The sequence below is a fragment of the Pseudomonas sp. 1121_17 genome, from assembly GCF_052850745.1.
Genome location: NZ_VXCX01000002.1, coordinates 555,200 through 568,853 on the forward strand (window position 1 = coordinate 555,200; position 13,654 = coordinate 568,853).

Annotated in this window: 11 protein-coding genes; 8 read left to right on the top strand and 3 right to left on the bottom strand. The window is 62.0% G+C overall.

Annotated elements, in window-relative coordinates:
• Positions 1-296 precede the first annotated feature (296 nt).
• From kdgD to FW789_RS07370, 4 genes are all read left to right on the top strand, one after another.
• Positions 297-1,208: a 5-dehydro-4-deoxyglucarate dehydratase gene (gene kdgD, locus FW789_RS07355; RefSeq protein WP_103437499.1), complete on the top strand. Its 912-nt coding sequence runs from the start codon at positions 297-299 to the stop codon at positions 1,206-1,208.
• A gap of 99 nt (positions 1,209-1,307) precedes the next feature.
• On the top strand, positions 1,308-2,675 hold the full coding sequence (locus FW789_RS07360) for an MFS transporter (RefSeq protein WP_103437500.1): 1,368 nt from the start codon (positions 1,308-1,310) through the stop codon (positions 2,673-2,675).
• A gap of 78 nt (positions 2,676-2,753) precedes the next feature.
• Entirely contained in the window at positions 2,754-4,307 is a 1,554-nt protein-coding gene (gene garD, locus FW789_RS07365) for a galactarate dehydratase (protein WP_150569135.1), read from the top strand.
• A gap of 84 nt (positions 4,308-4,391) precedes the next feature.
• Positions 4,392-5,972 (top strand): aldehyde dehydrogenase (NADP(+)), encoded by a 1,581-nt coding sequence (locus FW789_RS07370; RefSeq protein WP_446431230.1) that lies wholly within the window; start codon positions 4,392-4,394, stop codon positions 5,970-5,972.
• A gap of 32 nt (positions 5,973-6,004) precedes the next feature.
• Here FW789_RS07370 and FW789_RS07375 read toward each other — a convergent pair whose 3' ends face one another.
• Entirely contained in the window at positions 6,005-6,754 is a 750-nt protein-coding gene (locus FW789_RS07375; RefSeq protein ID WP_103437503.1) for a FadR/GntR family transcriptional regulator, read from the bottom strand.
• 205 nt (positions 6,755-6,959) lie between these two features.
• Between FW789_RS07375 and FW789_RS07380 the strand changes: the two genes are divergently transcribed.
• A complete protein-coding gene (locus FW789_RS07380; RefSeq protein ID WP_103437504.1) occupies positions 6,960-7,289 on the top strand; it encodes a hypothetical protein in 330 nt (109 codons plus the stop codon).
• 42 nt (positions 7,290-7,331) lie between these two features.
• Here FW789_RS07380 and FW789_RS07385 read toward each other — a convergent pair whose 3' ends face one another.
• Together FW789_RS07385 and FW789_RS07390 are read right to left on the bottom strand one after the other, a co-directional pair.
• Complete coding sequence (locus FW789_RS07385) at positions 7,332-8,258, bottom strand: LysR family transcriptional regulator (RefSeq protein WP_207074273.1); 927 nt, start codon at positions 8,256-8,258, stop codon at positions 7,332-7,334.
• A 20-nt stretch (positions 8,259-8,278) separates the two neighbouring features.
• Complete coding sequence (locus tag FW789_RS07390) at positions 8,279-9,253, bottom strand: quinone oxidoreductase family protein (protein WP_207074274.1); 975 nt, start codon at positions 9,251-9,253, stop codon at positions 8,279-8,281.
• Between the two features lie 207 nt (positions 9,254-9,460).
• Here FW789_RS07390 and FW789_RS07395 point away from each other — a divergent pair, with 207 nt between their 5' ends.
• The 3 genes from FW789_RS07395 to FW789_RS07405 all read left to right on the top strand — a co-directional run bounded on the left by FW789_RS07395 (position 9,461) and on the right by FW789_RS07405 (position 13,609).
• Positions 9,461-10,342: a DMT family transporter gene (locus tag FW789_RS07395; RefSeq protein ID WP_446431231.1), complete on the top strand. Its 882-nt coding sequence runs from the start codon at positions 9,461-9,463 to the stop codon at positions 10,340-10,342.
• Positions 10,343-10,541: 199 nt separating this feature from the next.
• Positions 10,542-12,725 carry a type VI secretion system Vgr family protein gene (locus FW789_RS07400; RefSeq protein WP_446431232.1) on the top strand — a complete coding sequence of 728 codons (2,184 nt, stop codon included), beginning with the start codon at positions 10,542-10,544 and terminating at the stop codon, positions 12,723-12,725.
• Positions 12,722-13,609: a DUF4123 domain-containing protein gene (locus FW789_RS07405; protein WP_446431233.1), complete on the top strand. Its 888-nt coding sequence runs from the start codon at positions 12,722-12,724 to the stop codon at positions 13,607-13,609. The genes FW789_RS07400 and FW789_RS07405 overlap by 4 nt, the downstream gene beginning before the upstream one ends.
• Positions 13,610-13,654 lie beyond the last annotated feature (45 nt).

Below are 13,654 nucleotides of genomic sequence, written 5' to 3' on the forward strand. Positions count from 1 at the left end.
CCTCTGCTGGTCCCAGAATACCTACCGTGGCAGCGCGGGGTGGGCTTGTGCCTGTCCCCGCGATCCTTTTTCTGCCATCCGTGCAGAGATATGATGACTAACGGCTGCTTTATTATTCCCCTCTATCCCGCGCCCTGACCTCACACCTATCCCCCTGCGAGCACCTGCCGCATTTGTGCGGAAAGCGACTACGAGAAAAAATCTGCGTCGAGGGACTAGTCATTTCTTAGGTTGTACGATAACTTACCTCTCACATTGATTCACCACCCCAAAAGCGCCACAGGAAACCAATAACAATGAATCCACTAGAGCTGCAGTCCATCCTCTCCCACGGTCTGCTGTCGTTCCCGGTAACCGACTTCAATGCCCAGGGCGACTTCAATCAGGCGGGCTACATCAAGCGTCTGGAATGGCTTGCCCCGTATGGCGCGTCTGCGCTGTTCGCCGCCGGCGGCACCGGTGAGTTCTTCTCCCTGGCCGCCAGCGAGTACAGCCAGGTGATCAAGACTGCAGTCGATACGTGCGAGCATTCGGTACCAATTCTGGCCGGTGTCGGCGGTTCTACCCGCCAGGCCATCGAGTACGCCCAGGAAGCCGAACGTCTGGGCGCCAAAGGTCTGTTGCTGCTGCCGCACTACCTGACCGAAGCCAGCCAGGACGGCGTAGCCGACCACGTCGAAGCCGTGTGCAAGTCGGTCAAGATCGGTGTAGTGGTTTACAACCGTAACGTTTGCCGCCTGACCGCGCCGCTGCTCGAGCGCTTGGCCGAGCGTTGCCCGAACCTGATCGGTTACAAGGATGGCCTGGGCGATATCGAGCTGATGGTGTCGATCCGCCGCCGCCTGGGCGATCGCTTCAGCTACCTCGGCGGCCTGCCGACCGCTGAAGTGTATGCAGCTGCCTACAAGGCGCTGGGTGTGCCGGTGTACTCTTCAGCGGTGTTCAACTTCGTACCGAAGACCGCGATGGACTTCTACCACGCGATCGCTCGCGAAGATCACGCCACCGTCGGCAAGCTGATCGATGACTTCTTCCTGCCGTACCTGGATATCCGTAACCGCAAAGCCGGCTATGCCGTCAGCATCGTCAAGGCCGGCGCCAAGATCGCCGGTTACGACGCAGGCCCAGTGCGTTCGCCACTGACCGACCTGACCGGCGAAGAGTATGAAATGCTCGCCGCCCTGATGGACAAGATGGGCCCGCAATAAGCGACCCCGCGGCCTGCCAATGCCGCAACCGGAGCGAGGCCACGCCCGCTCCGGCTTTATCGATCCCCGCACAAAAATAACTAGTGGGAGTACACCTTCATGCAAGCGACGAAAAAAACGCATGTACGTTATCTGATCTTGTTCATGCTCTTCGTCGTGACCACGATCAACTATGCAGATCGAGCGACCATTTCGATCGCCGGCTCCAGTCTGCAGAAAGATTTAGGGATAGACGCGGTCACCCTCGGTTATATCTTCTCGGCCTTCGGCTGGGCCTACGTGCTCGGGCAAATTCCCGGCGGCTGGCTGCTCGACCGCTTCGGTTCAAAGAAGGTCTACGCCTTCAGTATCTTCACTTGGTCGCTGTTCACTGTGCTGCAGGGCTTTGTCGGTTACCTACCGGTGGCCAACGCGATCATCGCCCTGTTCATGCTGCGCTTCATGGTCGGTTTTGCCGAGGCGCCGTCGTTCCCGGGTAACGCCCGCATCGTGGCGGCCTGGTTCCCGACTGCTGAACGCGGTACCGCATCGGCCATCTTCAACTCGGCGCAGTACTTCGCCACTGTCCTGTTCGCACCGCTGATGGGCTGGATCGTCCACGCCTGGGGCTGGGAACACGTATTCGTGGTCATGGGCGTACTGGGTATCGCCTTCTCGGCGGCCTGGATGAAGCTGATCTACAACCCTAAAGAACATCCGATGATCAGTGCCGAAGAACTCGACCATATCGAGCGCAACGGCGGCCTGGTCGACATGGATAAACCCAAGGCAGCCGGCGCCAGCGGGCCGAAGTGGGCCTACATCAAGCAGTTGCTGAGCAGTCGCATGATGGTCGGTATCTATCTTGGCCAGTACTGCATCAACGGCATCACCTACTTCTTCCTGACCTGGTTCCCGGTGTATCTGGTGCAGGAACGCGGCATGTCGATCCTCAAGGCGGGCATCATCGCCTCGTTGCCAGCGATCTGCGGCTTCGTCGGCGGTGTATTGGGTGGCGTATTGTCTGATGGTCTGCTGCGTCGTGGTCATTCACTGACCTTTGCCCGCAAGGCACCGATCGTGGTCGGCCTGTTGCTCTCTACCAGCATGGTCATCTGCAACTACGTCGACGCCGAATGGATGGTGGTGGCGATCATGGCCCTGGCGTTCTTCGGCAAAGGCCTTGGTGCGCTGGGCTGGGCGGTGGTATCGGACACCTCGCCCAAACAGATCGCGGGGCTGTCCGGCGGCATGTTCAACACCTTCGGCAACATCGCCTCGATCACCACGCCGATCATCATCGGTTACATCATCAGCGCTACTGGCTCGTTCAAGTGGGCACTGGTGTATGTCGGTGCCAACGCCCTGATCGCGGTGCTGAGCTACCTGGTGATCGTCGGCCCGATCAAACGTATCGAGCTGCGTGACGTGCCCAACGATGAACCGGCTCAGCCGGCCAGCAGCGAACTGGCCAGCTCGCGCCACTGAGTGATTGCGCCTGCACCTGCTGAAGCGGGTGCAGGCGTCTCGAACAAAGCCTGAGATAACTACAAGAAGGGCCTGAACATGCAGCTGATCGAAACTTCCGACTCGCCCCGCTACGTGCGTCTGCACGAGGATGACAACGTAGTGGTGGTGGTCAACGACGGTGGCCTGGGCGAAGGCGCCCGCTTTGCCGACGGCCTGACCCTGGTTGAAGCAGTACCACAAAGCCACAAGGTCGCCACTCTGGATATCGCCCAGGGCGAACCGGTGCGGCGCTACGGGCAGATCATCGGCTATGCCCTGGAACCGCTGCGCAAAGGCAGCTGGGTGCAGGAAAGCCAGCTGGCGATGCCCGCCGCCCCCGAACTCGACAGCCTGCCGCGCTGTGACGCTGTCCCTGCCCCTCTGCCGCCGCTGGAGGGTTTTACCTTTGAAGGGTTCCGCAACGCCGATGGCACCGTCGGTACGCGTAATATTCTTGGCATCACCACCACCGTGCAGTGCGTGACCGGCGTGCTCGACCATGCGGTCAAGCGCATCCGCAGCGAGTTGCTGCCCAAATACCCCAATGTCGATGATGTGGTGGCACTGACCCACAGCTATGGCTGCGGCGTGGCAATCAATGCCCGTGATGCCTACATCCCGATCCGCACCGTGCGCAACCTGGCGCGTAACCCGAACCTGGGCGGCGAAGCCCTGGTTATCAGCCTGGGCTGCGAGAAACTGCAGGCCGGCCAGGTCATGCATGAAAACGACCCCTCGGTAGACCTCAGCGACCCGTGGCTGTACCGCCTGCAGGACGCCAGCCTCGGTTTTGTCGAAATGATCGAACAGATCATGGCGCTGGCCGAAGCGCGCCTGATCAAGCTCGACCAGCGCCGCCGCGAGACCGTGCCGGCCGCAGAGCTGATCCTGGGCATGCAATGCGGCGGCAGCGATGCCTTCTCCGGTATCACCGCCAACCCCGCGCTGGGTTTTGCCGCCGACCTGCTGGTGCGCGCCGGTGCCACCGTGCTGTTCTCGGAAGTAACCGAAGTCCGCGATGCCATCTACATGCTTACTTCCCGCGCGCAAACACCGGCCGTAGCTGATGCACTGGTGCGCGAGATGGACTGGTACGACCGTTACCTGGAGCAAGGCGCGGCCGACCGCAGCGCCAATACCACCCCGGGCAACAAGAAAGGTGGCCTGTCGAATATCGTCGAGAAGTCGCTGGGCTCGATCGTCAAGTCCGGCAGCGGCGCCATTCAAGGAGTGGTTGGCCCGGGTGAACGGGTCGAGCGCAAGGGCCTGATCTTCTGCGCAACCCCTGCCAGCGATTTTGTCTGCGGCACCCTGCAACTGGCGGCGGGGATGAACCTGCACGTGTTTACCACCGGCCGCGGTACGCCGTACGGGCTGGCCATGGCGCCGGTGGTCAAGGTGTGTACCCGCACCGAGCTGGCCCAGCGCTGGCCAGACCTGATCGACATCGACGCCGGGCGCATCGCCACCGGCCGCTCGAGCATCGAAGAGTTGGGCTGGGAGCTGTTCCATTACTACCTGGACGTGGCCAGCGGCCGCAAGCAGACGTGGGCCGAACAGCACCGCCTGCACAACGACATCACCCTGTTCAACCCGGCACCGATCACCTGATCGCTTTGCCCTCTGCCGCCGCGCTTGCAGCGTGGGCCGCAGAGGGATCTGTCCTATCCATTGGTACCTCAACAGGAGCAAGACATGCCTGAGATTCTCGGCCACAACTTCATCAACGGCCAGCGCAGCGCAGCTGGCAGCCAACGCCTGCAAAGCCTGGACGCCACTACTGGCGAAGCGCTGCCGTACAACTTCGTGCAGGCCACCGAAACCGAAGTGGACCAGGCCGCCCGCGCTGCCGCCGCAGCATTCGTTGAATTCCGCCAGCTGGCACCCGCCCGTCGCGCCGAATTCCTCGACGCCATCGCCGCCGAGCTGGACGAACTGGACGACGCCTTTGTTGCCATCGTCTGCCGCGAGACCGCCCTGCCCGCTGCCCGCATCCAGGGTGAGCGCGGCCGCACCAGCGGCCAGATGCGCCTGTTTGCACAGGTGCTGCGCCGTGGCGACTACCTCGGTGCGCGCATCGATCTGGCCCTGCCTGATCGTCAACCCTTGCCGCGGGTCGATCTGCGCCAGATGCGTATTGGTGTCGGCCCGGTCGCGGTGTTTGGCGCAAGCAACTTCCCGCTGGCCTTCTCCACCGCTGGCGGCGACACCGCAGCAGCATTGGCCGCAGGCTGCCCGGTGGTGTTCAAGGCGCATAGCGGCCACATGGCCACGGCCGACCTGGTCGGTTGCGCGATCACCCGCGCCGCCGAGCGCACTGGCATGCCCAAAGGCGTGTTCAACATGGTATTCGGGGGCGGCGTCGGTGAGTGGCTGGTCAAGCATCCGGCGATCCAGGCGGTTGGCTTCACCGGCTCGCTCAAAGGCGGCGACGCACTGTGCCGCATGGCCGCAGAACGTGCGCAGCCAATCCCGGTATTTGCCGAGATGTCGAGCATCAACCCGGTGATCGTCCTGCCGGGCGCGCTGGCCAAGCGTGGCGAAGCCATCGCCCGCGAGCTGGCAGGCTCGGTGTGCATGGGCGCGGGGCAGTTCTGCACCAACCCAGGCATGGTCATTGGCCTGCGTTCCGCTGAGTTCAGCACCTTGCTGGCCAATGTTGGCCAGGCGCTGGACGCTCAGGCCGGGCAGACCATGCTCAACGCCGGCGGCTTGCGCAGCTATGTCAGCGGCCTCGAGCATCTGCAGGCACATGCCGGTATCGAACACCTGGCGGGCCAGGCGCAGGAAGGCTCACAGGCGCGTGCTCAGCTGTTCAAAGCGGACGCCAGCCTGCTGGTCAATGCCGATCCACTGCTGCAGGAAGAAGTGTTTGGCCCGGCCACCGTGGCGGTCGAGGTGCAGGACAACGATCAACTGCGCGCAGCCCTGCAAGGCCTGCGTGGCCAGTTGACCGCAACCCTGATCGGCGAGGCAGAAGACTTCGAGGCGTATGCCTGGTTGGTCCCGCTGCTCGAAGAGAAAGTTGGCCGGATCCTGGTCAACGGCTACCCGACTGGCGTTGAGGTCTGCGATGCGATGGTCCACGGCGGGCCATATCCGGCAACTTCGGATGCGCGCGGGACCTCGGTGGGGACATTGGCGATCGATCGCTTCCTGCGGCCGGTGTGCTACCAGAACTACCCGCAGGCGTTGCTGCCTGAGGCGCTCAAGGATGGCAATCCGCTGGGATTGCGTCGGTTGGTGAATGGGCAGTGGAGTGACGGCTCGCTTTAAGCTTTTTGGGGCCGCTGCGCGGCCCCAGAAATCTACACCCCTTGCGCCTCTGCAGCCTCATGCGCCTGGCGCAGCCGCTCACGGCTATTGGACAGATGCATGCGCATCGCCATCTTCGCCCCTTCGCTATCGCCCCGCACAATCGCCTCGTAGATCGCTTCGTGCTCGTGGCGCAGACGGCTCATGTAATGCGCCTGGTCATCCTGGGCAATACGCGCCGAATTGAGCCGCGTGCGCGGTATGATGCTGGTGCCGAGGTGATTGATGATGTCGGCAAAATAGTGATTGCCGCTGGCCTGGGCGATCCGCAGGTGGAACTGGAAGTCTGCCGATACCGCATCGGACGCATGCGCAGCGCCTTCGTTGATCTCATCCAGGGCCGCACGCATCCCGCTCAACTGCTCGTCGGTACGGCGCTGCGCCGCCAGCCCGGCAGACTCGATCTCCAGGGCGATGCGAAGCTCCAGCACCGCGAGCACTTCACGCAAGGTGACCACGGTGGCAGGATCGATGCGCAAGCCACTGCCAGGTGAGGCCTCGAGCACGAACGTGCCGATACCGTGACGAGTCTCGACCTGCCCGGCAGCCTGCAGCCGCGAGATAGCCTCACGCACTACGGTGCGGCTGACGCCTTCCTCAGCCATGATCTGCGACTCGGTCGGCAGCTTGTCGCCGCGCTTGAGCTGACCACTGCGGATGCGTTCGGTCAGCACCGTGACCAATTCCTGGGCCAGACTGCGCGGCTTGCGCCGGGTCCTTGCCTGTACCTGCTGCTCTGTCATGCCCTGTAGTTCACCTTGAGAGACAGGCACCATGATAGCGCAAGCAGTTGTACGATCACATACGCAGAATGCGGGTTTTTACTGATACTTTGGCACTGCCTGTTTCGCACCTCGGCGCCCGTGCTGAATGGCGGCAAATTGCTGGCCCCCAAACCTCGAAAGCGAAGGCAAACTTCTTTTTCCTTCAGAAGCTTAGGACAGCATCATGCGGGTATTTCTAGCAACCATGGCCGGCTGCCTGCTGGCGACCTTCGCTATCACAGCCCAGGCCAAAGCCTTGAGCCAGAACGATCGCAACGTGTGTAGCTGGGGGTCGCAGATTGCCGCCGAGGCGCAGCAAGCCAAGCTTTCCGGGATCAACGTGTACGCCACACGCAAGCGCCTGCAGGCGCGCAAGTTCCCCAAACCGTGGATGCGCATGACCGCCTTCGGGATCACGGAACAGACCTACAACAGCCGCTCTCGACTCAAGCCTGCAGCCATCAAGAAAACCTATTATGACCAGTGCGTGCAACACGCAATTGCCAAGCGATAACGTTCTAAATCAGTAAGTTATAAGAACTTCATGATAAATATTCTAGGCCTTGATTCGCCACGGCGGTCCTGCATGGAATGAGCGCTGCAGCCAGTCCTTGAGGGCGCCGACGGCTGCAGTGTGCAATCGCGCCGAGGGCCGTACCAGGTAGATTCCGGCCGTGACATCCAGTTGCCAGTCTGGCAGCACGCGTACCAGCCTACCGACGGCCAGGTCTTCGATCATCAACCAGTCGCCGCCAGCGATAATACCGACACCCCGGCGGGCAGCCTCCAGCAAGGCTTCATTGTCATTGCTGCGCAGTGAACCTGAGACCTTGACTCTTACGTGCTGCGCGCCGGCCGTTAGGTTCCATTCAGGAAACGAGCGCAAGCCACTGAAACCCAGGCAGTTATGCTCGGCAAGGTCAGCAGGAACTTGAAGCGTGGGATGTTTGGCCAGGTACTCCGGCGATGCGCACAGAATGCGCAGATGATCGCAGAGCTTTTTTGCCACCAAACGGCTGTCTGCCAGCTCACCGATACGGATTGCCGCGTCAAAACCTTCAGCCACCAGATCGACAAAACGGTCTGAGTACTCGACCTCCATCGTTACCTGCGGATGCGCCAGGACGAAGTCGGCCAGCAGCCCACTCAGCCAGCGCCTGCCCATCGCCGCCGGCAGCGCCAGGCGTAGACGACCACGAACGGTCGCAGCGCCCTCGGCCGCTTCCTGCTCGGCTTCATCGATCAAGCGGCTCGCCTGGCGCAGCCGCTGCACCAGTCGCTCGCCCTCATCGGTGAAACGCAACTGGCGGGTAGTGCGTTCGACCAGACGAATTCCCAGGCGCTGCTCGAGCGCACTCAAACGCCGCGACAACACCGACGGGTGGCGGTCGAGCTGGCGCCCGGCAGCGGCGAATGAACCTTGCTCGTGCAAGGCCAGCAAGCTTGCCAGTTCATCCGCGCGGCGGCTGTCGAAGGCGTCCATGGGAAGGCTCTCAAACAAAGTCAAGGGATCAGTATCAGTGCCCCCTCGGAACGACCCTGCTCCAGGTCCGTATGAGCCTGGGCAACATCAGCCAGCGGGTAGCGGCGCCAGATACGCGGCAGGATGATACCTTGGCTGACAGCCTCCAGCACGTCTGCCGCGCGCTGCTGATATTCCTCGGCAGTCTGGGTATGGGCGGCCAGCGATGGCCGTGTCAGGTACAGCGAGCCCTTGGCATTGAGCATGCTCACCTCGATGGGCGCTGGGGCACCCGAGGTCGCCCCGAACGACACCAGCAGCCCGCGCGTTCGCAGGCTGTCCAGTGAGGCCTGCAGCGAAACTTTACCGATGCTGTCATACACCACGTCCACGCCCTGCCCCGCAGTCAGTTCCTTGACTTGGGCGGCCAAGGTCGCCGCATCAAATACCAGCACGTGCGCGCAGCCTGCCTCCTTTGCGCGACCGACACTTTCAGGCCGGGAAACAACACCAATCACCGTCGCCCCCAAGTGCCTGGCCCACGCCACCAGCAACTGGCCCACCGCGCCACCAGCACCGTAGACCAGCAGCTGAGTGCCGGGACCCACTGAATAGGTAGTCTTGATCAAGTACTGTGCGGTGATGCCTTTGAACAGCACTGCGGCGGCCTGTTCTTCACTGACCGAGGCCGGCAACTTGACCAGACGCTCGGCCGGGTACAAGCGGCCACTGGCGTAGCTGCCAATCGGGCCGGTGGCATAGGCAACCCGATCGCCAACCTGCAATGAGGCGACGCCCTCGCCCACAGCCGTTACCCGCCCTGCACCCTCCAGCCCCAAGCCACTTGGCAGCACCAGCGGCGCAGCACCTTTGCGTTGCAGCAGGTCGAGCGGGTTGACGCCGATAGCGGTCTGTTCAAGCCAGACCTGACCCGGCCCCGGCTGCTGCGGTTGCACTGTCTCCAGTTGCATTACATCTGTGGTGCCGGTGTCGGTCAGAACGATTCGTGCGGACATGGCCAATTTCCCTGGTTGGTGGAATGCCGTTGCAGCTTAGATAGCCATCTGCCGTCGAGCAATCAGGCCTGGCACAGATGATTCGTGCACACACCGAAGCAATACATCTCGAAAGTACCGTTGCGGTCCAGCCCAAGCCCGGCAAGACTACGTCCACGACCACCCGACGCAGGCTTGCTCGCCAAGCCGTTCAGGCCCCTGTTGCTTATGCACGACAAGACCACGTTCAGCGTGCCGGTAACCCACCGATCGCTGCTGCTACCCATTCTTCTGAGTTTGCTGGCGTTTGCCGCCAACTCGGTATTCTGCCGTCTGGCCCTGCGCGAAGGCGCCATTGATGCCACCGCCTTCACGGCGATCCGGCTCGGCAGTGGCGCGGTAGTGCTCGCCGCATTGCTGCACTGCACTCGGCGGCCTCGCAATCCGGCAGGCAGCTGGGCCGGAGGACTGGCCCTGTTCGCCTATGCCTGGCTGTTCTCGCTCGCCTACCTGCAACTGGGTGCAGGCACCGGCGCGCTGATTCTGTTCGGGGCAGTACAGATCAGCATGTTCGCTTTCGGCATGTGGCGAGGCGAACCGCTGCAGCGCAAGGTGCTGCTAGGGATGTTGATTGCCTTCGCTGGACTGCTTGCATTGCTGTTACCCGGCACCGACGCACCGCCGCTTGCCAGCGCGTTGGTCATGCTTACCGCAGGCATTGCCTGGGGCGCGTATTCACTGCTGGGCAAAGGGTCAGCCGACCCGCTGGCGGCCACTGCAGGCAACTTCCTGCGCAGCCTGCCGCTGGTGCTTGTCGCTGTTGTGGCAATGGCGCTGAGCGGCGCATCGCTGCGCTGGAGCGGCGAAGGCGTGCTGTATGCGCTCGGGTCAGGCGTGCTGGCCTCCGGTGCCGGTTACAGCCTCTGGTATAGCGTGGTCAAGTACATCAGCTCGCAGCAGGCGGCGACCCTGCAGTTGAGTGTGCCGGTGGTGGCAGCGCTTGGTGGGGTGTTGTTGCTCGGCGAGCCACTGATCTGGCGCTTGGGCCTGACTTCGCTGGTGGTGCTCGGTGGGGTTGCGTTGGCGTTGCTGCCGACGCGGCGGGGCTAGGCAGCCAGCCGGGTAGCCTTTCACCCTCGATAGCGAATTTTCCTACATCCTTATCAGAAGCCGGATAGGTCCGTCAAAAGCCCTACACCGGTAAGGTTGGCAGGCAATCAAAGCCGTGAAAACAGCGGCCAGCCCCCAGCCCCGTCGGCAACTCATCGGCCCTATCGGCGACGCTTGCAGACGCTGAAAAGGACGTCCCATGCCCAGCCAATCCGACCTGAGCTTCTGCTTCGAGCCTCTGGCCAGCCGCACGCCGTTCGAAGTGGTGTCATTCACTCTCGAAGAAACCCTCAGCACGCCTTTCAAGCTCACGCTGGAGCTGATCTGCTACCGAGTTGATGTCGATTTCGCCGAACTGATTGACAAACCAGCGCTGTTCACCATTTGCCGCGACCAGCAGCCAGTGCGCTACGTGCATGGTTTGATCAGCAGCCTCAGCCAGGGCGAAAGTGGTTTCTATCGCACCCGCTATCAAGCCGTCATCGAACCACAACTGGCACGCGCACGCCTGCGCTCCAACTGGCGAATCTTCCAGCAGCAGCCCGCAGCGCAGATCCTCGCGGTCATGTTCAAGCGTCAAGGCCTGACCCAGATCGAATTCAGCACAACGTGCGAGCACCAGGTCCGCGAGTTTTGCGTGCAAGCCGGCGAAACCGACCTCGACTTCATTGCACGTCTGGCTGCAGAAGAAGGCTACATCTACAGCTTTGACCACAGCGCTACTGCCCACACCCTGCGCGTTACCGACCGGGTGATGAGCCTCGGGCAGATCAACAGAAGCGTCATCAAGCCCGCAGACGATCTACGCAGTAATGCCGACCATGACACTGCCGATCCGCTCAGCGTGCTGTATCACTCCAACAGTGGCGGCGATCCCGCCGGCCCTTGCCTGCGCAGGCTTCGCTATTGCGAGCAGGTGGCAACCACTCACCAGCAGCAGCGCGACTATACCTTCCTGCGGCCAGCCTACCGCCAACAACACGGGGTGGTTGCCAGCCAGTGGAAGCTGCCCTGCAACAAGTACGAACGCTTCGACTATCCCGGCCGCTACAACCTCGATGTGGTTGGCAAGCCGTTCACCCAGACGCGTCTGACCGCACGCCGCCACGCGGTGCGCCTGGCTGAAGTCGAAGGCGACGATGTTCGTCTGCAACCTGGGCTGAGCTTCAATCTGATCGATCATCCCCGTGAGGACCTCAACGCCCACTGGCGGGTGATCAGCGTGCGTCACGTCGGCAGCCAGTTCACCAGTCTGCAGGAAGAAGCGGCGGATGCCGATCAGGGCACACACTATGTTCAGCATGCTGAGCTGGTACCGGGCCGCATCGACTGGAAGCCCGCGTTGTTGGCCAGGCCGCGCATTGACGGGCCGCACATGGCGACGGTGGTCGGGCCGCCCGAGGAAGAGATTTATTGCGACCAGTGGGGGCGGGTCAAGGTCAGCTTTCCCTGGGACCGAGAAAGCAAGGACAACCAGTTCAGCTCGTGCTGGATCCGCGTCGCCCAAGGCTGGGCAGGCGGCAGTTGGGGGTCGATGGCCATACCGCGAATCGGCCAGGAAGTGATCGTTCAATACGTCAATTCCGATCCCGATCAGCCATTGATTACCGGCCGCACCTACTGCGCCAACCAGCTGCCGCCCTATGAACTGCCGCAGCACAAGACCCGTATGACCATCAAAAGCCAGACCCACAAAGGGCAAGGCTTCAATGAGCTGCGCTTCGAGGATGAGCTGGACCGGCAAGAGGTGTTCATTCACGCCCAGAAAGACCAGAACAACGTAGTCCGGCACAACGAAACCACCAAAGTCGGCAATGATCGCGCTGAGCAAGTCGAGCGTGATGAAACCCTCAACGTCGGCCATGACCGCACAGAGTCGATCGGCAATGATGAAAAGGTTTCGATTGGTCAGGATCGTCAGCATCAAACTGGTCGCGATGACGTCCTCGAAATCGGCCGCCACCACAGCATCACTATCGCTCAGGACCGCATCGAGCAGGTCGGCAACCACCGCCGCGACACCACAACTGCCAACCACACCGTCGATATCGGCGGGCACCTAGAACACAAGGTCGCTGGCCACGTCGACCTGAAAGCCGGCCAAGCGATTCGCTACCAGACCCAGGACTTCGAGATCGAGGTCGCTGGCAGCTTCTCGATCAAATCGCCGGGCGGCACGTTACGCCTGGATGCTTCCGGGATAACCCTCGACGGTGTCGCGATAAATTTCAAAGGGCCTATCGGTCAAGCACCTGAGGGGAGTTCCTACGCCTTCAGCATCAGCGGCAAGCCTGAACCGGGTGAGCCTGTCTGCCTGAGTTGCCTGCTCAAAGCGATTCAAGAGGGGCGCAGTGTTGTCCGCCTCGAAGGGGTCAACGCATGAACACAACAGCCACAAATCTTGGAAACGAGATCGTCGAAGTACTGCGCAACCCGCGTTACCGCCTGACTGGCATCGTCGAGATAAGCCGCTTGAGCGAGCGAGATCGCAGCGAACTGCTGCGCCGTATCAAGGAATACGCGTTGCCATTACTTCAGCAGCCCGAATTCGCCAACCTGCAGGCGCTTGGGCCGCGGTTGATCACTCCAGCGCCCCACTACGGCCTGGACGGTCAGTGGAGCAACTACTGGGATGTCGAGCACTATGGCAAAGAGGGCATCTGCGCGTGGGTCGTCAGTGCGATGCCGCCGCCAGAATTGCTCGTGCACCTGAGCCAGGCCAATCGCACGGTTGCGCCTGATGGCAATAGCTACCTGCTGCGTTGGCACATCGCGCGCAGTCTCCAGGTTCTGCATGCACGGCGCGACTTGCCGGCGGTACGCGAGTGGCTCGCGCCTGTCCATAAAATATGGCTACCGGTACCTGACCCAGGTCGCGAGCGCTGGGTATGCCTCGAGGGAGAGGATCGCGCGCCGACCAGCCAAGGCGACGCCTTCGAGCTGGACTCGGCGTGCTGGCAGGCGCTGACCGGCGATCCGCTGGAATACACCTTGGCCGACGCCATCGGCACCGCGATGGCAGCTGCGGGCATGACCGGCCAATGCCACACCATTCGCCTAGGCATTGCTCGCGCGCATTTGACTGCAGCGCGCAAAGCTGGCCTGAGCCGCCAGCAGGACCTGATCAGCTACGTGACCATGATGACCCTCAACGGCGATGCGCTGGCTGAGTCGGCCGCATGGAAGCAAGCCGTTGCCGAAGCAAGCGAGCTCAAACGTCCGCTGGCTGACGCCCTGCAAGCCCCCCTCTCCTGCCAGCCTCGATAAGGACGCCACCATGATCAGCATGGACAAGCTCTTCGCTATTAATCG